Annotated in this window: 22 protein-coding genes and 3 pseudogenes; 14 read left to right on the forward strand and 11 right to left on the reverse strand. The window is 48.3% G+C overall.

Annotation, left to right across the window (positions count from 1 at the left end):
- Window positions 1-50: 50 nt before the first annotated feature.
- Window positions 51-734: pseudogene (locus A7090_RS01685) on the reverse strand (efflux RND transporter permease subunit); the annotation flags it as partial.
- 24 nt (window positions 735-758) lie between these two features.
- Window positions 759-1,868: a multidrug transporter subunit MdtE gene (gene mdtE / locus A7090_RS01690; RefSeq protein ID WP_342365286.1), complete on the reverse strand. Its 1,110-nt coding sequence runs from the start codon at window positions 1,866-1,868 to the stop codon at window positions 759-761.
- A gap of 107 nt (window positions 1,869-1,975) precedes the next feature.
- Here mdtE and A7090_RS01695 point away from each other — a divergent pair, with 107 nt between their 5' ends.
- The gene (locus tag A7090_RS01695; protein ID WP_105272776.1) at window positions 1,976-2,254 is read left to right on the forward strand and encodes a hypothetical protein; all 279 of its coding nucleotides are present in this window, start codon (window positions 1,976-1,978) and stop codon (window positions 2,252-2,254) included.
- On the opposite strand, the gene gadE is transcribed toward A7090_RS01695, so the two are convergent.
- Window positions 2,255-2,782 carry an acid resistance transcriptional activator GadE gene (gene gadE / locus A7090_RS01700; RefSeq protein ID WP_105272777.1) on the reverse strand — a complete coding sequence of 176 codons (528 nt, stop codon included), beginning with the start codon at window positions 2,780-2,782 and terminating at the stop codon, window positions 2,255-2,257.
- Window positions 2,783-3,241: 459 nt separating this feature from the next.
- On the opposite strand from gadE, the gene A7090_RS25935 reads away from it, so the two are divergent.
- Complete coding sequence (locus tag A7090_RS25935; protein ID WP_157941436.1) at window positions 3,242-3,388, forward strand: hypothetical protein; 147 nt, start codon at window positions 3,242-3,244, stop codon at window positions 3,386-3,388.
- A gap of 181 nt (window positions 3,389-3,569) precedes the next feature.
- Here A7090_RS25935 and hdeD read toward each other — a convergent pair whose 3' ends face one another.
- Entirely contained in the window at window positions 3,570-4,142 is a 573-nt protein-coding gene (gene hdeD / locus A7090_RS01705) for an acid-resistance protein HdeD (RefSeq protein WP_000965672.1), read from the reverse strand.
- Between the two features lie 254 nt (window positions 4,143-4,396).
- Here hdeD and hdeA point away from each other — a divergent pair, with 254 nt between their 5' ends.
- The 5 genes from hdeA to chuS all read left to right on the forward strand — a co-directional run bounded on the left by hdeA (window position 4,397) and on the right by chuS (window position 9,590).
- Window positions 4,397-4,729: an acid-activated periplasmic chaperone HdeA gene (hdeA, locus tag A7090_RS01710; RefSeq protein ID WP_105272778.1), complete on the forward strand. Its 333-nt coding sequence runs from the start codon at window positions 4,397-4,399 to the stop codon at window positions 4,727-4,729.
- A gap of 115 nt (window positions 4,730-4,844) precedes the next feature.
- On the forward strand, window positions 4,845-5,171 hold the full coding sequence (hdeB, locus tag A7090_RS01715; RefSeq protein ID WP_105272831.1) for an acid-activated periplasmic chaperone HdeB: 327 nt from the start codon (window positions 4,845-4,847) through the stop codon (window positions 5,169-5,171).
- 63 nt (window positions 5,172-5,234) lie between these two features.
- Complete coding sequence (locus A7090_RS01720; RefSeq protein ID WP_105272832.1) at window positions 5,235-5,882, forward strand: MgtC/SapB family protein; 648 nt, start codon at window positions 5,235-5,237, stop codon at window positions 5,880-5,882.
- Window positions 5,883-6,530: 648 nt separating this feature from the next.
- Window positions 6,531-8,513: a TonB-dependent heme/hemoglobin receptor ChuA/ShuA gene (gene chuA / locus A7090_RS01730; RefSeq protein WP_105272779.1), complete on the forward strand. Its 1,983-nt coding sequence runs from the start codon at window positions 6,531-6,533 to the stop codon at window positions 8,511-8,513.
- A 48-nt stretch (window positions 8,514-8,561) separates the two neighbouring features.
- Entirely contained in the window at window positions 8,562-9,590 is a 1,029-nt protein-coding gene (chuS, locus tag A7090_RS01735) for a hematinate-forming heme oxygenase ChuS (protein ID WP_105272780.1), read from the forward strand.
- A 56-nt stretch (window positions 9,591-9,646) separates the two neighbouring features.
- On the opposite strand, the gene A7090_RS01740 is transcribed toward chuS, so the two are convergent.
- Together A7090_RS01740 and slp are read right to left on the reverse strand one after the other, a co-directional pair.
- Entirely contained in the window at window positions 9,647-10,177 is a 531-nt protein-coding gene (locus A7090_RS01740; protein ID WP_105272781.1) for a helix-turn-helix transcriptional regulator, read from the reverse strand.
- Window positions 10,178-10,332: 155 nt separating this feature from the next.
- The gene (gene slp / locus A7090_RS01750) at window positions 10,333-10,899 is read right to left on the reverse strand and encodes an outer membrane lipoprotein Slp (protein ID WP_105272783.1); all 567 of its coding nucleotides are present in this window, start codon (window positions 10,897-10,899) and stop codon (window positions 10,333-10,335) included.
- Between the two features lie 376 nt (window positions 10,900-11,275).
- Here slp and dinQ point away from each other — a divergent pair, with 376 nt between their 5' ends.
- Window positions 11,276-11,416: a damage-inducible type I toxin DinQ gene (gene dinQ / locus A7090_RS27215; RefSeq protein WP_446718719.1), complete on the forward strand. Its 141-nt coding sequence runs from the start codon at window positions 11,276-11,278 to the stop codon at window positions 11,414-11,416.
- A gap of 53 nt (window positions 11,417-11,469) precedes the next feature.
- On the opposite strand, the gene gorA is transcribed toward dinQ, so the two are convergent.
- Both gorA and rlmJ read right to left on the reverse strand, forming a co-directional pair.
- Entirely contained in the window at window positions 11,470-12,822 is a 1,353-nt protein-coding gene (gene gorA, locus A7090_RS01760) for a glutathione-disulfide reductase (RefSeq protein WP_105272784.1), read from the reverse strand.
- Between the two features lie 71 nt (window positions 12,823-12,893).
- A complete protein-coding gene (rlmJ, locus tag A7090_RS01765) occupies window positions 12,894-13,736 on the reverse strand; it encodes a 23S rRNA (adenine(2030)-N(6))-methyltransferase (RefSeq protein WP_105272785.1) in 843 nt (280 codons plus the stop codon).
- Window positions 13,737-13,938: 202 nt separating this feature from the next.
- Here rlmJ and prlC point away from each other — a divergent pair, with 202 nt between their 5' ends.
- Window positions 13,939-15,981, forward strand: a complete 2,043-nt coding sequence (gene prlC / locus A7090_RS01770; RefSeq protein WP_105272786.1) for an oligopeptidase A — start codon at window positions 13,939-13,941, stop codon at window positions 15,979-15,981.
- Window positions 15,982-15,988: 7 nt separating this feature from the next.
- A complete protein-coding gene (rsmJ, locus tag A7090_RS01775) occupies window positions 15,989-16,741 on the forward strand; it encodes a 16S rRNA (guanine(1516)-N(2))-methyltransferase RsmJ (protein WP_105272787.1) in 753 nt (250 codons plus the stop codon).
- Between the two features lie 157 nt (window positions 16,742-16,898).
- Here the strand turns inward: rsmJ and A7090_RS01780 are convergent, their stop codons facing one another.
- On the reverse strand, window positions 16,899-18,011 hold the full coding sequence (locus A7090_RS01780) for an ROK family transcriptional regulator (RefSeq protein WP_105272788.1): 1,113 nt from the start codon (window positions 18,009-18,011) through the stop codon (window positions 16,899-16,901).
- A gap of 14 nt (window positions 18,012-18,025) precedes the next feature.
- The gene (locus tag A7090_RS01785; RefSeq protein WP_105272789.1) at window positions 18,026-18,856 is read right to left on the reverse strand and encodes a glycerophosphodiester phosphodiesterase; all 831 of its coding nucleotides are present in this window, start codon (window positions 18,854-18,856) and stop codon (window positions 18,026-18,028) included.
- 215 nt (window positions 18,857-19,071) lie between these two features.
- Between A7090_RS01785 and A7090_RS01790 the strand changes: the two genes are divergently transcribed.
- The 4 genes and pseudogenes from A7090_RS01790 to A7090_RS01805 all read left to right on the forward strand — a co-directional run bounded on the left by A7090_RS01790 (window position 19,072) and on the right by A7090_RS01805 (window position 22,922).
- Window positions 19,072-20,139 carry an ABC transporter ATP-binding protein gene (locus A7090_RS01790; RefSeq protein WP_105272790.1) on the forward strand — a complete coding sequence of 356 codons (1,068 nt, stop codon included), beginning with the start codon at window positions 19,072-19,074 and terminating at the stop codon, window positions 20,137-20,139.
- Window positions 20,136-20,988, forward strand: a pseudogene (locus tag A7090_RS01795) (ABC transporter permease). The gene A7090_RS01790 and the pseudogene A7090_RS01795 overlap by 4 nt, the downstream one beginning before the upstream one ends.
- Window positions 20,985-21,821, forward strand: coding sequence for an ABC transporter permease (locus A7090_RS01800; RefSeq protein ID WP_105272791.1), 837 nt, complete (start codon window positions 20,985-20,987; stop codon window positions 21,819-21,821). The pseudogene A7090_RS01795 and the gene A7090_RS01800 overlap by 4 nt, the downstream one beginning before the upstream one ends.
- 18 nt (window positions 21,822-21,839) lie before the next feature.
- Window positions 21,840-22,922 carry an extracellular solute-binding protein gene (locus A7090_RS01805; RefSeq protein WP_105272792.1) on the forward strand — a complete coding sequence of 361 codons (1,083 nt, stop codon included), beginning with the start codon at window positions 21,840-21,842 and terminating at the stop codon, window positions 22,920-22,922.
- Window positions 22,923-23,003: 81 nt separating this feature from the next.
- On the opposite strand, the pseudogene tppB reads toward A7090_RS01805, so the two are convergent.
- Window positions 23,004-23,274, reverse strand: a pseudogene (tppB, locus tag A7090_RS01810) (dipeptide/tripeptide permease); the annotation flags it as partial.
- Window positions 23,275-23,427 lie beyond the last annotated feature (153 nt).

A 23,427-nucleotide genomic window follows, 5' to 3' on the forward strand; every position in this document is an offset into this window, starting at 1 on the left:
CATGTTGGGTGGAGCGGACAATCCAAATGGTGAATTACTGTCTTATATCATTGGCGCTGACACTGTGGCATGCCACCCAGTTGACCACCAGAAATCTGATTGTTTTGCACCTTAATTTGGGAAATAACATCGGAAGGCACCAGATTGTATTTATTGAGTTTTTGCGGGTCCAGCCAGATACGCATGGCGTACTCGGAACCAAAGAGCTGTACGCTACCAACGCCCGAGGTACGGCTTAGCGGGTCTTTGATATTAGACGCTACATAGTCCGCGATATCGTACTGGTTGAGGCTGCCGTTATCAGAAATAAACGCCGCTACCATCAGGATATTACTGCTCGACTTATCGACGCTAATCCCCTGCTGCTGCACCGCTTCAGGTAATGAAGGCATAGCGAGTTGCAGTTTATTTTGCACCTGAACCTGTGCGATATCAGGCGATGTCCCAGTCTCGAAGGTCAGAGTGATAGAGGCATGACCCGCCGCATCGCTGGTTGAAGACATGTACATCAGGCCATCAAGCCCATTCATATTTTGCTCAATCACCTGAGTTACCGAGTCTTCTACCGTTTGCGCATCGGCACCCGGATAGGTAGCGCTGACGGTAATGGTCGGTGGCGCAATCTGCGGATACTGTGCAACCGGTAAGTTGATGATCGCCAGACCGCCTGCAAGCATCATAATAATGGCAAGTACCCAGGCAAAAACCGGGCGATCAATAAAATAGTTAGCCATGAAAGTCCCCTTAAGCCTGCAACGTTATTGTTTCGATTCGGTGCTGGCGTTTTCCTGGCTGGAGGAAATTGCACGTGCTTTGATACCCGGACGAATGCGTTGCAAACCGGAAACGATCACCCGATCGCCAGCCTGCAAGCCAGAGGTGACAACCCACTGGTCGCCGATGGCTTTGCTGGCTTCAATTTCGCGTAGCTGCACGATATCGTCTTTATCCAGAATGAGCGCCGTTGCTTTACCCTGGGCGTTGTGGGTGACGCCTTCCTGCGGCACCAGTAATACATTCTGGCGGCTCCCTTCATCCACTAATGCCGTGACGTACATGCCAGGCAGCAAGTCACCATTTGGGTTAGGGAAAATCGCCCGTAACGTCACGGACCCCGTGGTTTCATCCACCGTCGGGTCGGTGAATTTCAGCGTGCCGGTCTGGCTGTAACGTTGACCATTTTCCAGATTCAGTTGTACTGGCGTACTGCCCTGAATTTGTTTGATTTGCCCACTGGCAACCTCTTTTTTCATGCGCAAAAAATCCTGCACCGACTGTGTGAGATCGACATAAATGGGGTCCAGACGTTGTACGGTAACCAGCGAATCTGCCTGATTAGCGGTAACGAGAGCGCCGACGGTCACCGACGATTTTCCGCTGACGCCCGTAATCGGCGAGGTGACATTCGCGTATTGCAGATTGATCGTCGCCTGTTCAACAGCCGCTTTGGCGACGGTGACATTGGCTTCTGCTTCATTCAGCTGGGTGCGCGCGGTGTCGTAATCCTGACGGCTAACGTAGTTGGTCTTCAGTAACGATGCCTGGCGGTTAAAGGTGATGCGGGCATTGCTGGCGGTAGAGAGCGCTTTCGCCAGCGTACCTTTGGCAGAGTTCAGCTCTGCCTGTAAAGGCGCAGGATCAATCTGATACAGCGAATCGCCCTGGTTCACTTTATCGCCTTCGATAAAGTTGCGTTTAATGATTATACCGCTCACCTGTGGGCGTATCTCGGCAACTTCATAAGGAACGGTTCTACCGGGCAGTTCGCTCAGCACATTGACCGAACTGGGGGAGAGCGTGACGACACCGACCTCAGGCGTCATGGCGGCGGCGTTTTCCACCGATTTGTCATCGCAGGCGGTGAGCATCGCGCCGCAGAATAACAACGGTATTAATAGCTTTCTTCTTCTGTTCATTTTATTCCCTGAAACTTCTTGAAAAATAAAGGTTCTTTAAATTGTGCGCGAGGAGAGGTATGAGGGATTTACAGACCTGCGGCATAGTAGAGTTATCAGCCAGTAAGGTGGGATACAGGCACAGTGATCGACATGGTGAGGTCAACGACAAAAAAAATGTTGCCGTTCTGCCAACAGTTCCTGCCAGCATTCGGGCAACGAAAGGTTCTACTGGTGGATACACATACCAGGGGAATAAAGTCGTTTTCGTCTCTCCTTCAGTAATCACCGGGGGTAATGAAATCAGCATCTGCATCCCTCGTCATGCCAGCCATCAATTTCAGTTTCTTATGTCCTGACTAAAAGTAAGATGTGATACCCAGGGTTACGATGTCGCTCATACGTCTTAGTTTCAGCTTGTACATAATGTTGAATTTCTGAATTTTTAATGTTTGTTGCGAAATATTGAGCGTTGACGTGATATTGCTTTCGTTTTTGTTTTTCAGAATCAGTTGCATAATTTTGAACTGATTATGTGAAAAACATAATTGTGAATTCTTATGGGGCAAGTGTTTACCATAAGTGATCTCAAGAAGATTTTTGATGCTTTCTTTGCGGCTGACAAAATAAATAGGCGCTTTAGCTTTTAGTTTACTGATATGATAAGGTGCCAAAACAATAATTCTTTCGGCATCTAGTTTCTCCAGAAATTTAATCGCTTCTTCATCAAGGATATGATTATGATAGGTATCAATAATAACCTTGAAGCGTTTATTGCCTACCTTTTTGATCTCTGACAGGGAATTGATTTTTATCATTTCGTGATTATCTTTCAATTGCCAAAAGCCCTGTAAAAGAAAAGAATCTTTCGTCATGAGAAAAATCATAACTTGCTCCTTAGCCGTTATCGTTTCGAACATGTCATCCTTTTCATTATTTACATCCCTGTCTGAATCGCTGTTCAATATAGTAAACGCCTATAAGAACTTTGCCCTTCGTGAACTAATACGTCTATTAACACTAATCAATACTTCAGAATTATCCATCACGCACTCCATATATTGATCCTAAGTAAAATTCCTGGTTGTTATCAATCTGTAAACAACAAACAACAAGTTAACGCTTGCGGATTACTGCCCAAGAATAAGTTATCAATAACCAGTTTGTGATCCCTGAAGAATATGACTAAAGTTAAAATGTAATCCGATTTAAATATCGAGTCTCCTTGTTTCGACTTAAGCTGGCAATTGGATTGCCAGCTTTCTTTTAACGCATTGAATTTACCTGAGTAAATAACTCATTCATGCCTTCAGGTTTTTATATAGCGTCTGGAGACAAGGATATTTATGCAATATAATCAACGCCAGTTGCAAAAAAAAATGAACCCGGATTACTTATCTGCCCATGGCATCAACGCTTACGGAGCTCTTTGTCACAGCACTTTTAAAACATTAAACCTGACCACGGAAAATATCAGCCATGATAATGTTTGAAATGGCTAATTTGGCATGCAATGAAAAAAATTAGATGAAATTCAGTAGGTTGAAATAATCATCAGTAGGTGATTACTTCAATGATCGTGTGCTATTGCTCTAAAATGCTGTGTAGTGGAGAGAGTATTAACGGGATCATAGTCACATTAAGTGACTATGATCCAGATGACAACCGGGATAATTATTGCTGTTTAACGAACAAACTGGCGAAGCTGAACAGGCTGGCGGCGCTAAATATCAGTTCAATTCCTACCAGTGTGGAAACCAGTGTTACAGACACCATCGGCGTTGCACCAAGGAATATCCAGGCAATGACGATATCCAGCACACCAATAACGAGCTGTAACCAGCTGCCTTTCATTGAACGCTGGCGATACCAACTCATCAGGCGAATAACCCCAGCAACACAGAACAAACCGGCAATAAATGCCGCAATGGCAAAAATGCCCAGCTCTGGTGCGCGGATGAAGAAATAGCCGATCAATAAATAGGCGACCGCGACGAGGAAACCGGATAATACAGGCCAGAAATTATGACTGCGGTTGCTGAATAATCCAACAATAAGCGCAATACCCGAGCAGATTAATAATGCACCCACTACCGTGCTTAAAATATCGCCAGAAACGAACGGGAAGCTGATACACAGCAACCCGACGATAAACAACAGCACGGCAATAAACTGGATTGCTCTGCGATGCTTTTTGAGCATCTCCAGATCAAACTTCAAAATTGTTGCCTTATCTATATATAACATAGAACCACCCTATAAAATTAAGAAGAAAATCCCCTGCTATCAATCTATGCCAAAAACGCGTCTAAGAATGCAGTCGATTTAATAAAAATTTCCTAATTACAGTATCTGATGCATCTGTAACTCGTTGTATTGAAATAAAAATATCTGATTTTGATATTTTCCATCAACATGACATACCCAAAAAACCAGGTTATAACCTCAGTGTCGAAATTGATTCGTGACGGCTCTTTCATTTTATAGTTGAGGATATTACGATGAAAAAAGTATTAGGTGCTATTCTTGGTGGTCTGCTTCTTCTGCCCGTTGTGAGCAATGCAGCGGATGCGCAAAAAGCAGCTGATAACAAAAAACCGGTCAACTCCTGGACCTGTGAAGATTTCCTGGCTGTGGACGAATCCTTCCAGCCAACTGCAGTTGGTTTTGCTGAAGCGCTGAACAATAAAGATAAACCAGAAGATGCGGTTTTAGATGTTCAGGGTGTTGCAACCGTAACCCCAGCTATCGTTCAGGCTTGTACTCAGGATAAACAAGCCAACTTTAAAGATAAAGTTAAAGGCGAATGGGACAAAATTAAGAAAGATATGTAATTCCGGGAATGCGTTACATCGTACTTCCTTGCATATTGAACAGGTCGGAATAGCTTCTTTAAAAGCAGCAATTCCTCCTGTTCATATATAATATCTATATTAAATGGGTTACAAAATGAATATTCTATCTTTCCGTAAAGCGTTTATTTTCATGGGCGCTGTAGCGGCGTTGTCATTGGTAAACGCGCAATCTGCGCTGGCAGCCAATGAATCCGCTAAAGATATGACCTGCCAGGAATTTATTGATCTGAATCCAAAAGCAATGACGCCGGTTGCGTGGTGGATGCTGCATGAAGAAACAGTATATAAAGGTGGCGATACTGTTACTTTAAATGAAACCGATCTCACTCAAATTCCTAAAGTGATCGAATACTGCAAAAAAAATCCACAGAAAAATTTGTATACCTTCAAAAATCAAGCATCTAATGACTTGCCGAATTAATGAGGTACAAGTAAAAAGGAGTAGCAAGTTGAGCCATCTTGCTGCTCCTTTTTGCATTTTTATATGACAGTAGAATTTATTATACGACTTATACTTGCGGCAATTGCCTGTGGCGCTATTGGCATGGAAAGGCAAATGCGTGGCAAAGGAGCAGGGTTACGCACACATGTATTAATTGGCATGGGAAGCGCCCTGTTTATGATTGTTTCGAAATATGGTTTTGCTGACGTACTGTTTTTAGATCACGTCGGACTGGACCCCAGCCGTATTGCCGCTCAGGTAGTGACGGGCGTCGGCTTTATCGGTGCAGGTAATATTCTCGTTCGTAACCAAAATATTGTGGGTCTGACGACAGCCGCGGATATCTGGGTGACCGCCGCCATTGGTATGGTTATTGGCTGCGGTATGTACGAACTGGGTATTTATGGTTCAGTGATGACCTTGCTGGTACTGGAAGTCTTCCATCAATTAACCATCCGTCTGATGAACAAAAATTACCATTTACAGCTGACATTAGTGAATAGTAATACGGTATCAATGCTCGACTGGTTTAAGCAGCAAAAAATAAAAACTAATTTAGTTTCGTTGCAGGAAAATGAAGATCATGAAGTGGTCGCCATTGATATCCAGCTTCATGCTATGGCGTCGATAGAAGACCTGTTGCGATTATTAAAAGGTATGGCAGGGGTGAAAGGCGTTTCAATTAGCTAATCTGTATATACCCGTCATACTTCAAGTTGCATGTGCGTTGGCTGCGTTCGTTCACCCGAATCACTTACATAAGTAAGTGATTCGGGATTCTGAGGTCGTGGAGAATAACCATAAAAACAAGGTGGTTTCCTGGGCGCAGGATAGATTTCATAGCCCCCTGTTTGTTGTGTTAATAGCGGTTAAAAAAAGCTTGATCATAAAAAAATAATCGATAATAATTCTCATTATCACTTTACGTTTAACAAAACATAACCATATTGATAGCAAAACCATAACCATAATATTTGCAAGAGATAATGCACAGCGCTCTTCACTCCAGATGTGGCATATCGTTTTGCCTGACAAAGAGGGCGTGCTTTTGCGTAATTGCCGAGATACCAGACAATTTCATGGGATATATATCCTAAATAATTCGAGTTGCAGGAAGGCGGCAAGTGAGAGAATCCCGATGAGCTTACATAAGTAAGTGATTCGGGTGAACGAACGCAGCCAACGCACATGCAACTTGAAGTATGACGGGGATAAACGCCAATAAACTCACCCGGCGAATATTATCACTCTGAATCGTAAATAAATTTATTTTTCGCCAGCCACCCCGGTATTAACCCAGGCAGCCAGCATTTTTTATTTTCCTCATGGAGAATCGCTATGTCACGTCCGCAATTTACCTCGTTGCGTTTGAGTTTGTTGGCTTTGGCTGTTTCTGCCACCTTGCCAACGTTTGCTTTTGCTACTGAAACCATGACCGTTACGGCAACAGGGAATGCCCGTAGTTCCTTCGAAGCGCCTATGATGGTCAGCGTCATCGACACTTCTGCTCCTGAAAATCAAACGGCGACTTCAGCCACCGATCTGCTGCGTCATGTACCTGGAATTACTCTTGATGGTACCGGACGAACTAACGGTCAGGATGTAAATATGCGTGGCTATGATCATCGCGGCGTGCTGGTTCTTGTCGATGGTGTTCGCCAGGGAACGGATACCGGACACTTGAATGGTACTTTTCTCGATCCGGCGCTGATCAAGCGTGTTGAGATTGTTCGCGGACCTTCTGCATTACTGTATGGCAGTGGTGCACTGGGGGGAGTGATCTCCTACGATACGGTCGATGCAAAAGATTTATTGCAGGAAGGACATAGCAGTGGTTTTCGTGTCTTTGGCACTGGCGGCACGGGGGACCATAGCCTGGGATTAGGCGCCAGTGCGTTTGGGCGAACTGAAAGTCTGGATGGTATTGTGGCCTGGTCCAGTCGCGATCGGGGTGATTTACGCCAGAGCAATGGTGAAACCGCGCCGAATGACGAGTCCATTAATAACATGCTGGCGAAAGGGAGCTGGCAAATTGATTCAGCCCAGTCTCTGAGCGGTTTAGTGCGTTACTACAACAACGACGCGCGTGAACCAAAAAATCCGCAGACCGTTGATGCTTCTGATAGCAGCAACCCGATGGTTGATCGTTCAACAATTCAACGCGATGCGCAGCTTTCTTATAAACTTTCCCCGCAGGGTAACGACTGGCTACATGCTGATGCAAAAATTTACTGGTCGGAAATCCGTATTAATGCGCAGAACACGGGGAGTTCCGGCGAGTATCGTGAACAGACAACAAAAGGTGCCAAACTGGAGAACCGCTCCACTCTGTTTGCCGACAGTTTCGCTTCTCACTTACTGACGTATGGCGGTGAGTATTATCGTCAGGAACAGCATCCGGGCGGTGCGACGACAGGATTCCCGCAAGCAAAAATCGATTTTAGCTCTGGCTGGCTACAGGATGAGATCACCTTACGCGATCTGCCCATTACTCTGCTCGGAGGAACCCGCTATGACAGCTATCACGGTAGTAGTGACGGTTACAAAGATGTTGATGCCGACAAATGGTCATCTCGTGCGGGGATGACTATTAACCCGACCAACTGGCTGATGTTATTTGGCTCGTATGCCCAGGCATTCCGCGCCCCGACGATGGGCGAAATGTATAACGATTCTAAGCACTTCTCGATTGGTCGCTTCTATACCAACTATTGGGTGCCAAACCCGAACTTACGTCCGGAAACCAACGAAACTCAGGAGTACGGTTTTGGGCTGCGTTTTGATGACCTGATGTTGTCCAATGATTCCCTGGAATTTAAAGCCAGCTACTTTGATACCAAAGCGAAAGATTACATCTCCACAACCGTCGATTTTGCGGCGGCGACAACTATGTCGTACAACGTCCCGAACGCCAAAATCTGGGGCTGGGATGTGATGACGAAATATACCACTGATCTGTTTAGCCTTGATGTGGCCTATAACCGTACCCGCGGCAAAGACACCGATACCGGGGAATATATTTCCAGTATTAACCCGGATATCGTTACCAGCACCCTGAATATTCCGATCGCTCACAGCGGCTTCTCTGTTGGGTGGGTCGGTACGTTTGCCGATCGCTCAACACATATCAGCAGCAGTTACAGCAAACAAGCGGGCTATGGCGTGAATGATTTCTACGTCAGTTATCAAGGACAACAGGCGCTCAAAGGTATGACTACTACTTTGGTGTTGGGTAACGCTTTCGACAAAGAGTACTGGTCGCCGCAAGGCATCCCACAGGACGGTCGTAACGGAAAAATTTTCGTGAGTTATCAATGGTAATCATCAGCCCTGATATTTCGGGGCATTTATCTGGAAGGAAGAGAGACAATGAACGACTACACACGCTGGCTTGAGTTAAAAGAACAAAATCCCGAAAAGTACGCGCGTGACATCGCAGGTTTAATGAATATCAGCGAAGCAGAACTGGCATTTGCGCGCGTCACGCACGATGCGTGGAGGATGCGCGGCGATATCCGTGAAATTCTGGCGGCGCTTGAACGCGTTGGCGAGACCAAATGTATTTGTCGTAATGAATATGCAGTCCATGAACAAGTTGGTGTGTTCACTAACCAGCATTTGAACGGACATGCCGGATTGATCCTCAATCCGCGCGCGCTGGATTTGCGACTGTTTCTTAATGAGTGGGCCAGTGTTTTCCACATCAAAGAAAATACGGCTCGCGGCGAACGTCAGAGTATTCAGTTCTTTGATCATCAGGGCGATGCATTACTAAAAGTTTATGCCACCGACAATACCGATATGGCGGCATGGAGTGAGCTTCTGGCACGGTTTATCGCCGAGGAAAATACGCCGCTTGAGTTAAAAGCCGTTGATGCGCCAGTTGTTCAAACGCAAGCCGATGCCAGTGTGGTCGAGCAAGAGTGGCGGGCGATGACCGACGTTCATCAGTTTTTTACGTTGCTCAAGCGCCACAACCTGACTCGTCAGCAGGCGTTCAATCTGGTGGCAGACGATTTGGCCTGCAAAGTATCCAACAGTGCGTTGGCGCAAATTCTTGAATCTGCACAGCAGGATGGCAATGAAATCATGGTGTTTGTCGGTAACCGTGGCTGCGTACAGATTTTTACCGGTGTGGTAGAAAAAGTTGTGCCAATGAAAGGCTGGCTGAATATTTTCAATCTGGCATTTACCCTTCATTTGTTAGAAGAGAGCATTGCTGAAACCTGGGTTACCCGTAAACCTGCTAGTGACGGTTATGTGACCAGTCTGGAATTGTTTGCCCATGATGGTACGCAGATAGCGCAACTTTATGGTCAACGTACAGAAGGCGAACAGGAGCAAGCGCAATGGCGTAAGCAGATTACTTCGCTGATACCGGAAGGCGTTGCTGCATAACGTATAATTAACGGGAGGTCTGGCTGTCGCCGGGCCTCTTTATATTGATCAATCGTTCACACCAGATAGTCAATATGCTGATGGCGTACCAGTTCGTTGATCCGCTTAAGATTGAGGATCATCATGATATTGTGTTTATGGCAGTAGAATGTTTTTAGCGATATTTTCAGTTTCTCCAGAATATCTTCCGTTGTCATTTGATTCGCAATGCAGCTCAGAACCTGATGTTGCTTGCGCGAAAGTGACACATTCGCTTCAGGCACAGAGCAGTAGCTGCCATTGATGAGTGCGACAAAGTCGATGATGGTGATAGTCCGCGGAACAAAGATCACCGATACTTTCTCCAGGCAGCGTTTAATATTAAAGGGGGAGAAAATAATCACATGGACCGGTTTTAATCGTTCAATTTGAGTGAGCAGATTAGTATGAAATATATTATTCATTAATGTATCAATAATGACGAAGGCATTATGATGCAACATTACGTCGATCTCTTCTTCGTTCTGTATATGAACGACATTACCTTTACTCAGAATGTTTTTCATCGCGGTGAAGAACATCGTATCCCTGGTAATTATAAGAAACATAACCGACTCCTGGTGCAGACATAAACTTTATAATCAGTTTGCCAAAGGTAATTAACAGGACAGGGCTTGTAATAATATTAATTAACTTGCTGTGTATTAATTGAATGTCATACATGATGCAGATGCTGAGAAAGCATCTGCATCTTTCGGTGGCATTATTTGACTAACTCAGGTGTTACCTGACTCACCGCATTGGTGTAGTAAGGCGCGCCCCAGCCAGGTTCAGGCCAGAATGCACCATAGCCGTAATCCCACAGGTTATAGGTGGTATTAACCACTTCTTTCAAATGCCACACCTGGATGCCCTGCATATTCACTTCCAGGAAGTTATACGGGACTTTATTGATAAAGCCGGGTTGCTCACCCTGAATGGTGCCGAGGATGGTGACAAAGTGATTACGATAGTTCACTGGATCAAGGAAGCCGCTTTGTCTGGCGAGCAGTCGGCCCTGATAGTTGGCTTCAATATCAGGTTTCGCGTAGCTATCCAACGGTAATACAGCGATTTCTAACAACGTATCTGTTTTGCCATTGATAACGTTGATAACCTTCCCGCCAAAGCGCGCTTGTTGACCAACATATAACCCTGGCTGGTTATGAACAGCAACAAAACTTTTTTGAATATCAGGTTGGTTATTGCCTTTGATATTTTGTGGGATTGAACTACATGCAGCAAGTAAAAATGAAAGGCTGAGGATGAGAGCACCTTTTGTCATGTTCATGTTACTATCCTTATCAACAAATATTAAAACCATAATAGATATTTCTTTATAATTTTCATCTGATTCTGAGGCGATATGCCTGATAGTAACGTAAACCTGTCTGATGTTTATATCCCTTCTGTTCAGTGCAATTTAGTTAATTGGGGGGCGTGACATGAGTATGTATCTTCCCCATAAGATTAGTGCTTTGTTTTAAAAGTACATAAAATATATTTTTATTCAATGGTTATTAAGCGATAATGTTCAACCTTAAGATATTATCTTCAGGTAATGTTTTGACAAGCGCATTCTTCTGCCAATTGGTAGACCCCATAGGTTATATTTTTTCATCAGGCCGAGTTCTCTTTAAATAAAGGAGGGCGCTTTTCGGATTGAAGTGTCTCATAACATTTTTTTGAACTCTTATTCTCACTCCATCGCATGGAGAAAACGGGGGATTGTTAAAGCAATCATCATTCCTGGAGTGTTAATTGTGCTGCTGAAACTGATCCGCTTTCTGCTTCAGCTTCTAAACTGATAGCGGAAACGTAATTAAGGGCAAAGAGCACACCACTCTTTGCCCTTTAACATTTAACGCATGGTAACGAACTCTTCTGCCGCCGTCGGGTGAATGGCGACGGTATTGTCGAAGTCTTTTTTGGTTGCGCCCATCTTCAGCGCCACCGCGAAGCCCTGCAACATTTCGTCCATACCAAAACCAATACCGTGAATACCGACAATCTTTTCTTCCGGTCCCACACACACCAGCTTCATGCGGCACGGCTGGCGGTGAGTGGTGACAGCGGTATACATGGCGGTGAAAGAGGATTTATACACTTTCACCTGATCGTCGCCGAACTGCTCGCGCGCCTGCGGTTCCGTTAAACCAACAGTACCAATCGGTGGATGGCTGAAGACCACGGTGGGAATGTTGCTGTAATCAAGATGCTCATCCGGCTTGTTATTAAACAGGCGTTCAGAGAGACGGCGACCCGCGGCAACTGCCACCGGCGTCAGTTCCACTGCACCCGTGTTATCGCCTACCGCGTAGATACCTTCAACGTTGGTATTTTGATATTTATCGACGACGATATAGCCTTTTTCGTTGGTTTTAACGCCAGCGGCTTCGAGGTTGATGTTGTCATTGGCAGGCTCGCGACCAATCGCCCAAATCAGGCAATCCACCGTTTCACGGCGACCATCTTCCAGTTCCAGCGTCAGGCTACCATCGGCATTTTTCACTACCGCTTTCGGGATGGCGTTGGTGTGCAACTGCGGGCCTTCGGCATTCATCACTTCAACCAGCGTTTCAGAGATCATCGGGTCGAAGCTGCGCAGCGGCGCATGTTTACGCACAAACAGGTGGGTTTTCGCGCCGAGACCGTTAATCACGCCCGCCAGTTCTACGGCGATGTAACCCGCGCCAACAACCGCTACGCGTTCTGGCAGAGCAGGCAGGGCAAAGAAACCATCGGAATCAATGCCGTATTCCACGCCCGGAATATCCGGGTGGCTCGGACGACCGCCGGTGGCGATCAGAATATGATTGGCCGTGATGGTTTCGCCGTTTACCTCCAGCGTTTTGGCATCAACGAAGCGGGCAAAGCCCTTGATCACATCAACGTTATTTTTACCGAGCACGTTTTCATAGGAGGTATGAATACGGTCGATATAGGCGGTACGGCTGGCGATCAACGTTTCCCAGTTGAACTTATTGATGGTGGTATCGAAACCATAATCCGGGCCGTACATGTGGATCGCTTCACGGATCTGCGCCGCGTGCCACATTACTTTTTTCGGTACGCAACCAACGTTCACGCAGGTGCCGCCCAGCTCTTTGGCTTCAATCAGCGCGCATTTCTGGCCGTACATAGCCGCGCGGTTGATAGAGGCGATACCGCCGCTGCCGCCGCCGATGGCGATGTAATCATAGTGTTTAGTCATGACATATTGTCCTTATCGTTGATTACCGCGATTGTAGCGCGAGACGTAATAGGTGCCAGCAATGGCTGTAATTATTCCGGCACGATCCAGCTTACGGTGGCGTGCCCGGTGCCTGCCGGAACCAGTTTGCTGTGCAACCACGGCAGCACGTTATTCATCTGCTGCTCCAGTTTCCACGGCGGGTTAATCACAATCATGCCGGAAGCGGTCATGCCGCGGCGATCGCTGTCTGGCAGTACCGCCAGTTCAATTTGCATAATCTTGCGAATGCCAGTCGCTTCCAGGTCGTGGATCATGCGTTTGATTTGTTGGCGTAGCACGACTGGATACCACAGCGCGTAGACGCCCGTGGCAAAACGTTTATATCCCTCGTTAATGCCGCTGACCACCGCCTGATAGTCGGTTTTCATTTCATACGGCGGGTCGATAAGGATTAAACCACGGCGAGAAACCGGCGGCAGCCTGGCCTTCAGCTGCTGGAAACCGTCAGCTTTTTCGACGCGCGCACGGCTGTCTTTCTGAAATTCAGAACGCAGCAACGGGTAATCGCTCGGGTGCAGCTCGGTCATTTGCAGACTGTCCTGCTCGCGCAGTAGCTGGCGAGCAATCAACGGTGATCCGGGGTAGTAACGCAACTGACCGCTACGATTGAAGTGTTTTACCACATTGATGTACGGCTCCAGTTCTGCGGGCAAATCGTCCTGCTGCCAGATACGGGCGATACCTTCGAGATATTCGCCGGTACGCTCGGCATGTTCGCTGCCTAACTGATAACGCCCGGCCCCTGCGTGGGTATCGAGATAGAGAAACGGTTTATCTTTCTCTTTCAGCGACTCGATGATCAGGCTCTGAACGGTATGTTTAAGGACGTCGGCGTGGTTGCCAGCGTGAAAGCTGTGGCGATAACTGAGCATGGGTAAAGGTGTTCCGGTAAGTAAAAATCGGCCCGTATTTGGGGCGCACAAAAGCGTATCAGGACAGTATACCGAAAAGAGGCCGCCGCCGCGAAAGCGTAACGTTTCTCATTGAAATTCACTACACTTAACCCCATGCTACAAACATTATGTAAAGCGCCTGTTGAGCGCTTCCTTAACCTCTTTAACCAGGACTGCGCTAATGACGAATCCGTTACTGACTCCCTTTGAATTGCCTCCGTTTTCTAAAATTCTCCCGGAACATGTGGTTCCTGCCGTGACTAAGGCGCTGAACGACTGCCGCGAAAATGTGGAGCGCGTAGTAGCGCAAGGGGCACCGTACACCTGGGAAAATCTCTGCCAGCCGCTGGCAGAAGTGGACGATGTGCTGGGGCGTATCTTCTCCCCGGTCAGCCACCTGAACTCGGTGAAAAATAGCCCGGAACTGCGTGAAGCGTACGAACAAACCCTGCCTCTGCTGTCGGAATACAGCACCTGGGTAGGGCAACATGAAGGGCTGTATAAAGCGTATCGCGACCTGCGCGATGGCGATCATTATGCCACGCTGAACACGGCGCAGAAAAAAGCGGTTGATAACGCACTGCGCGACTTCGAACTCTCTGGCATCGGTCTGCCGAAAGAGAAACAGCAGCGTTACGGCGAAATTGCTACCCGTCTTTCTGAACTGGGCAACCAGTACAGCAACAACGTTCTCGATGCGACGATGGGCTGGACCAAACTCGTTACCGACGAAGCGGAACTGGCGGGGATGCCAGAAAGCGCGCTGGCTGCGGCAAAAGCCCAGGCTGAAGCGAAAGAGCTGGAAGGTTATTTGCTGACGCTGGATATCCCAAGCTACCTGCCGGTAATGACCTACTGCGACAACCAGGCTCTGCGTGAAGAGATGTATCGCGCTTATAGCACGCGCGCCTCCGATCAAGGCCCGAACGCCGGTAAGTGGGACAACAGCAAGGTGATGGAAGAGATCCTCGCTCTGCGTCACGAACTGGCGCAACTGCTGGGCTTTGAAAACTACGCCTTTAAATCCCTTGCCACTAAAATGGCAGAAAACCCGCAGCAGGTGCTTGATTTCTTAACCGATCTGGCTAAACGTGCGCGTCCGCAGGGCGAAAAAGAGCTGGCGCAACTGCGTGCCTTCGCCAAAGCCGAATTTGGCGTCGATGAGTTGCAGCCGTGGGATATCGCGTATTACAGCGAAAAACAGAAACAGCATCTTTATAGCATCAGCGACGAACAGCTGCGCCCGTACTTCCCGGAAAACAAAGCCGTTAACGGCCTGTTTGAAGTGGTGAAACGTATTTACGGCATCACCGCCAAAGAGCGTAACGATGTTGATGTCTGGCATCCGGATGTCCGTTTCTTCGAACTGTATGACGAAAACAGCGAACTGCGCGGCAGCTTCTACCTTGACCTGTACGCCCGTGAAAACAAACGCGGCGGGGCGTGGATGGATGACTGCGTAGGCCAGATGCGCAAAGCTGACGGCGCTTTGCAAAAACCGGTCGCGTACCTGACCTGTAACTTCAACCGTCCGGTAAATGGTAAACCGGCGCTGTTCACTCACGACGAAGTGATCACCCTGTTCCACGAGTTCGGTCATGGTCTGCACCATATGCTGACCCGCATTGAAACTGCCGGTGTGTCTGGTATCAGCGGGGTGCCGTGGGATGCGGTCGAACTGCCGAGTCAGTTTATGGAAAACTGGTGCTGGGAGCCGGAAGCGCTGGCGTTTATTTCCGGTCACTATGAAACCGGCGAACCGCTGCCGAAAGCGTTGCTGGATAAAATGCTGGCGGCGAAGAACTACCAGGCGGCGCTGTTTATTCTGCGTCAGCTGGAGTTCGGTCTGTTCGATTTCCGCCTCCATGCAGAGTTTCGCCCGGATCAGGGGGCGAAAATCCTCGAAACTCTGGCAGAAATCAAGAAACTGGTTGCCGTGGTACCGTCTCCGTCCTGGGGCCGCTTCCCGCATGCCTTCAGCCATATTTTCGCCGGTGGTTATGCAGCAGGTTACTACAGCTACCTGTGGGCCGATGTGTTGGCGGCAGATGCCTTCTCGCGTTTTGAGGAAGAGGGCATTTTCAACCGAGAAACCGGACAGTCGTTCCTCGACAACATTCTGAGCCGTGGTGGTTCAGAAGAGCCGATGGATCTGTTCAAACGCTTCCGTGGTCGTGAGCTGCAACTGGATGCGATGCTGGAGCATTACGGCATTAAGGGCTGATCATTCAGTGAAAATCTGCTTAATTGATGAAACAGGCGCCGGAGACGGCGCCTTATCTGTTCTTGCTGCCCGTTGGGGGCTGGAGCACGATGAAGACAACCTGATGGCGCTGGTGTTAACGTCGGCGCATCTGGAGCTGCGCAAGCGTGATGAGCCAAAACTTGGCGGCATCTTTGTTGATTTTGTTGGCGGGGCGATGGCGCACCGTCGCAAATTTGGCGGTGGTCGCGGTGAGGCGGTGGCGAAAGCGGTAGGCATTAAAGGCGATTATTTGCCGGATGTCGTCGATGCTACCGCAGGACTGGGGCGCGATGCCTTTGTGCTGGCCTCGGTCGGTTGCCGCGTGCGGATGCTGGAGCGAAATCCAGTGGTTGCTGCATTGCTCGACGATGGCCTGGTGCGTGGTTATGCGGATGCGGAAATCGGCGGCTGGCTGCAGGAGCGTTTGCAGTTAATTCATGCCTCCAGCCTGACGGCGCTGACCGATATTACCCCACGCCCGCAGGTGGTCTATCTCGATCCGATGTTCCCGCATAAGCAGAAAAGTGCGCTAGTGAAAAAAGAGATGCGCGTGTTTCAGTCGCTGGTGGGGCCGGATCTCGACGCCGATGGGTTGCTGGAGCCTGCACGCTTGCTGGCGACCAAACGTGTGGTGGTAAAGCGCCCGGACTACGCGCCGCCGCTGGCGAATGTCGCCACGCCAAACGCGGTGGTCACCAAAGGGCATCGGTTTGATATTTATGCAGGTACGCCGGTGTAAAAGTGAAGCTGGGTAGTGTTATTGCTACCCAGTTCGCTTTGTGCATGCCGGATGCGGCGAGAAATAAATTACAATTCATCTGAGCGGCCTGATAAGTCCTGTTCATCGGGCAATGTTATGGTTGATATCGGTTTCGCGCCGGAACCCCAGCGTAGTTCTACTCTTCATTGATGAACTGATACAGAGGGATCATCGCCGCACCATGAGATGCGCTGTGCGCTCCCAGAGATGAGATGCCCAGTGATACATGTGGGCGATTGGCATCAAGTGTGATTTGCAGTTTTGGCGTAATCTCTTCAACCAGTCGATTGAGAATGGGCTTTGGCATAATGCCACCAAGCACAATCAATTGTGGATCAACCCACTGCACACATCCGAAAATGGTCTGTTCAACCTGGCTGCAACAGCGGGTAAACCATGTTTCCAGCACTTCATGGTGAGAGTTGATAAGTTCAGGTAGATCAGATTCTGCAAAGCCAGCGTGTTCCAGCGTTGCCAGCAAATCTTTATATGATGGACGTGGCGTGCCAGACGGAAACGCCATGCCCACTTCTCCCGCATTCGAGAACCCACCACGCAACAGTTTGTGTCCGGCAATAATACCTGCGCCGATACCATATCCCAGATCGATAAATGTCAGGTCACTATAGTCGTTCCATTCACCGCTATACATCTCGCCAATGGCAGAAGCATTAGCGTTATTTTCCACCCAGGTGGGCCAGGGTAGATTGTTGGCAAATGCCTGTAGTAGATCCATTTCACGCCAGGTTGCCAGCCACGGTACGCTATGGCGTTTACGACCATCGGCTTTAAGGAAGCCCGGTACGGCATAACCAATCCCCAGAATACGCGCATGTTTCAACTGACGCTTTTTCAGTGTTTGTTCAACTAATGTTTTGATTTGTCGTAGTGTCGTATCCAGTGGTTGGTTTTCTTGATGGTGTTCGGTAATGGTGAGCAGTGGCCGCCCACTGAGATCGACTACCGTCATATCGATAAAACCAGGGCTAAATGACAAACCTATGGCGCAACCGCCGCCAGGATTAAGGCGGAGCGGCAGCGAAGGTTGCCCACGCTGCCCGGTATTACGCTCACCTTCCACGATCAATCCAGCGAAAATGAGTTCCCGACATTGTTGTGTAATTGCGCCTGCAGTCAGGTTAGATAACCGCGCCAGTTCTGCCCGTGTCACGGGGGCATGACGACGAATCAGGTCCAGCAATAAGCGTTGTGAACCACGCAGTTCCAGCCATTCATGTCGGGTATTCATGGTGTCCTTAAAGTTTAATTCCAGCGCAGTCCTGCTTCAGCAATCAGTGCCTGCATCCAGGGAATATCATCATGACTGATCATATCGATGAGACCTTCACGCAGCCAGCTCAGGATCTCCGGGCGACTATCATACCCGAATTTATGATGATATTGCGCCAACGGGTCCATACCGTTTTTGACTTCATGTAAATACATGCGCACACCGAGACCGGCGTTTTTATAAGCGCGAAGGTCGTCAACGTGGGCAAATTCATATTCAAAACAGACGCAACTGGCATGGGAATGTTGAACGGCAGACAACTGATCGTTGTAGCGTTCGAGGGTAACAACCTGTAATGCCAGTTCCGGTATCTCAGCTTTCACCCGATTTATAAGCACATGGTTAAAGCCCAACAGTTGTATATGGGAAAGCGCCTGTGGTTGCTCACGCAGTAGTTGTACAAACGCAGTGACGAATGCGTCATGACGACGACGCTGTTTGGCTTCAATGATTAACCCCATGTCATATTTCACTGCCCAACGCAAAACATCCGCTAACAGCGGAATGCGTGTATCAGCGAAATCGGGATGGTATTTCACACCAAAATCAAACGCCAACAACTGTTCCAGCGTTAACTGCTCAACAAATCCCTGTCCGGTGGAAACCCTGTCGACACGATGATCATGAGTGACCACCAGGTGGTTATCGGCGGTGAGATGGATATCAATTTCAATGCAGTGAGTGCCAGCCATTCGTGCTGCCTCAAAGGCGGGAAAGGTATTCTCTGGCCGACAGCTTGAGTATCCGCGGTGACTGTTGGCGAGCACGATACCTTCTGCCGCCCGGTGAAAATTAAACGCCATCTTGCAATTCCTTATGAAAGGTAGTTTGCAATTAACTTTACTATATAAATTTAAACTATGAAGCGCTTTTTATCTTATTGGATGTAACTTATTAAATATATTGTCTTTTTATATTTACTTGCTGAGATTTTCGACTTTAAGGATCTATGTCACATAAATTTAATGTTTAGTGTGTAAATTTAAAAAGCATACACGCATGGGATGGAATCAGGGAAATGTCAAAACTTGTACTGGAACAAGTGACCAAAGCGTTTGGTGATTACTACGCCGCGAAAGAGATCTCCTTTTGTGCAGAGGAGGGAGAATTTGTCACGTTGCTGGGGCCAAGCGGCTGCGGCAAAACCACGTTGTTGAAGATGATTGGCGGTTTTCATCAACCTGATAGCGGGCAGATATTGATCGGCGGTAAATCGGTAAACAGCCTGCCGCCGGAGAAACGCAATACAGCAATGTGCTTTCAGTCTTACGCTCTGTTTCCGCACCTCAACGTGGCGCATAACATATGCTTCGGCCTGAAGCAGCAAAAAATGTCTGTCAACGAGCAGCAAACACGGCTAACGGAAGCACTTGCACAAGTAGGCCTGGAAAGCCAACGACTGAAAATGCCAGCTCAACTCTCTGGTGGTCAGCAACAACGTGTGGCGCTGGCGCGTGCGATGATTACCCGCCCGGATGTGATCCTGTTTGATGAGCCGCTCTCCAATCTTGATACCAAGTTACGTGAAAGCGTGCGTTTTGAGATGAAAGAGTTGCAGCGACAATATCAACTCACTTCGATTTATGTCACCCACGATCAGGCTGAGGCGCTGGCGATGTCGGACAAAATCGTGGTGTTGAACGCGGGAAATGTTGAACAAATCGGCACCCCGGAAGCGATCTACTATTCTCCGGCGAATCGCTTTGTGGCTGATTTTATTGGTGCCGCCAATATCGATACGGCCCATGTCACGCCAGCCGAACAACCGGGTTATTACCGGATAAATTGTGGGTTAGGCGCGTTTTATGTGCGTTCACCTCAACCGCCGCGAGCTGAACACTGTTTCATCTGCTGGCGACCAGAAGATGCGCAGTATGTTTGCCAACCACAAACCAATGATAACCACTTTACGTTGACTATCGACAAAATGGCATTCATGGGCAATCTCACTGAGGCGTGGGGGCATAACGACGCAGGGCTGTCGGTACGTTTGCAGTTAATTAAAAAGCCGCCCGTGGCACCCGGTGAACGTGCCTGTTTCCGTCTGGCAGAAGACGCTATTCATTTCCTGGAGCCTGCATCATGAATAGCTGGCGTAACGATTTGCGAGCCTGGCTTCTGATGTTGAGCGGGTTGGGCACCATTTTACTCCTGATGGGATCAACCTTTTATGTCGTGATTGTCCAGAGTTTCGGCTGGTTTAATCTGGAAGGTGATAGCCAGTTTTCGCTGGAGTACTGGCGCACGATGTTGCAGGACGATGTACTGCACAGTGCACTGTTTTACTCAGTCAAAGTTTCACTGCTGGGGGCGTTTGGCTCGGTTATCTTCGCCTGGCCGCTGGCGTTATGGCTGCGGCAGCCAATGGTGGGTAAAGAAGCCATTATCGCTGTCTTGCGTGCGCCGATGTTTATCCCAGGTCTGGTCGCCGCGTTTCTTTTCGTCAACATCATTGCTTATCACGGTGTTATCAATGAGTTATTGCTGGCATTGGGGATAATTAATGAACCGCTACGGATGCAAAACGATGACTTTGGCTGGGGCGTGGTGATTTTGCAAATCTGGAAAAATTTACCCTTCGCGCTGATTCTCGTTGGTGGTGCTGTAAACGCAATCCGCGATGATGTGCTGGATGCGGCAAGCAATCTGGGAGCCAGTCGCTGGCAGCGTTTTACGGGGGTTGTGGTGCCGCTGACATTGCCTGCCGTACAGGTGACATTGATTCTGGTGTTTATTGGAGCGCTGGGCGATTTTGCCTTTTACTCTATCGCCGGCCCGCGTAATACCTATTCGCTGGCGCGACTGATGCAGGCTACGGCAATGGAATAACGCTGCGGTTATTGCAGTCATCATTATGGTTACGGCGGCGATCTGCACACTGTTAATTGCCACATTGATTACCCCATTTGCCACCCGTAAAGGAGATATCAAATGAGCCAGACTGTTCATGGCCGTCGGGTGGTCACTATTTCGCTGATATTCTTTCTCATTGCAAACTTTGTCTGGCTTGGATTGCCGTTTGGCATGGCGATCCTCTGGTCACTGGTTGATCCTGACCATCCGTGGAGTTACCCGGATCTCTTCCCACAAGTTCTGTCGTTTAACCGCTGGCTGTTGGTATGGGATAAAACGTCGTTATCAGATGCGTTATTTAACAGCTACACCATTGCTCCCGCGGTTGCTGTGGTAAGTTTATTACTCTCTTTGCCTACCGCGTATGCTTTTGGGCGAATGAATTTTCGCGGTAAGGCCATCGCAGAAATGCTGACATTAATTCCACTGGTGATGCCTGGGATGATTATTGGCATCTTTTTCAGCGCAATGCTGATGAGTCTGGATATCAGCAATCCCTTCTTTGGCATTGTGTTGGGGCATACAGTGTTAACCCTGCCATATTCGATACGCATTATGGCGGCGGGGTTCAAATCTGTTCCACAGGATATGGTCGATGCCAGTCGCGATCTGGGGGCAGGGGCGTGGGGTACATTCTGCAACGCCTATCTGCCGATGTTAAAGCCGAGCTTCCTTGCGGCACTCATCTTCTGCCTGGTGAAAAGTCTGGAAGAGTTCAGCATCGCTTATGTGCTGGGGGCCCCAGACTTTATTACTGTTCCCACTATTCTCTATTCCTTCCTCGGTTATTCCTTTGTCCGCCCTGATGCAGCGGTGGTGTCGATGATCCTGGTTATCCCTAATGTCATTCTGATGATCATCATTGAGAAACTGTTGAAAGGAAATTATCTCTCCCAGTCCACCGGGAAAGCCTGACATTAACAGGAGGTTTATATGAAAAAAATTATGATTGGTCTGGTGAGTAGTCTTCTCTTAAGTACGGTAGCTATGGCTGCTGATGCCAGTGACTGGGATAGCGTGGTTGCCCAGGCAAAAAAAGAAGGCAGCGTGACTTTCAACGTCTGGTATCTACAGCCACAGTGGCGCAGCTTCGTGCAGGAGTTTGAAAAAGAGTACGGTATTAAAGTACGTATTCCGGAAGGTAGTCTGGATGGCAATGTGAATAAACTCATGGCCGAATCAGGCAAGCCGAAAGGCAAGATTGATGTTATCGCGCTATCGGTTGCGCAGTTACCGATGATTATGGGGGCGAAGTCACTGACGAAAGTAGATGACTTACCTGGTTACGCGCAGGCATACCATCAACTGCAAAATATCGATACCCAAGGCTACGGCGTTGCGTTTTGGGGCAATCAGACCGGACTGGCTTACGATCCGCAGCAAATGGGCGACCGACCGTTGCCACAAACTTTTGAAGAGCTTCAACTCTTTATCGATGCGAATCCGAAAAAGTTTGGTTACAACGACCCGAACAATGGCGGTGCCGGAGAGGCATTTATTCAACGTATTGTTACCAGTCAGAGCGGAGATTTTAATAGCGAAGCCGAAACGGTAGATCCCGCAGTAGTAAAAAACTGGCGGCAGGGATGGCAATGGTTCAGCGCAAACAATGACAAAATCACCCGTACTGCATCGGGAGCAGACAGTCTTACACGGCTGAATGATGGGGAGTTAATGCTGACTCCAGCATGGGAAGATCACCTCTCCGGGCTGCAAAAAACCGGGGCGATTACGCCGCGTCTGAAGTTTTATATCCCGCAGTTTGGTATGCCTGGTGGGGGAAATATCGCAGCGATCGCGGCAAATAGCCCGCATCCGGCGGCATCAAGAGTGTTTCTGAACTGGTTGATTCAGGCAGATACGCAGAAAGCACTCAGCCATGCGTTTGGTTCCACGCCGATGAATAAACAGGTTCAGCCAGATGTACAGCGCCCAGAAGCGGAAGTACAGTTCTTTGGTAAACCGTACAGTATGCAGTTGAGAAAAGAGTTTGTGCGACAGGTGATGATGCAATAAACCCGTAAAATACGGCTTCAGCCAGAACGCTGGCTGAGGCATCGCACTTATTGTTCCGTCGCAATCATTCGTTTCAGCCACGGCACCATCAAGCCGCGGATCTTTCGGTGGATAGCACTTCGAAAGCAAGCTGGCTGGGTTAGCCAATGGAAATGAGGCCATAGACCAGCGCAGCAAAAGCACCAAAAGTGACAAAAGCCTGTTCTTGCGAGAATCCAAGCTGCTTAACGAAGAAAACCGCCAGTACGCCCTGCACGCCGTAGTAGCCGAATCGCTCCCATAACTCGACAAAAAAGATCATGAAAAATGGGCGAGGTTGCTGCAGCATCCCCATGGGTGTTGTTGTATTCATATTTAACAACCTTCCAATACCATCCTGAAAAGTATGAACGCGTAAGGGATAACGCGCGAAAAAGTTTACATCTGTCAGAGATTCTTAATATTGATGCGGTGAATAGATTAATACACTATTACAACAGAAAATAACCAGCTGATCACACTAATG

Source organism: Escherichia sp. MOD1-EC7003, from assembly GCF_002965065.1.
In the GTDB taxonomy this organism is placed as follows: Bacteria; Pseudomonadota; Gammaproteobacteria; order Enterobacterales; family Enterobacteriaceae; genus Escherichia.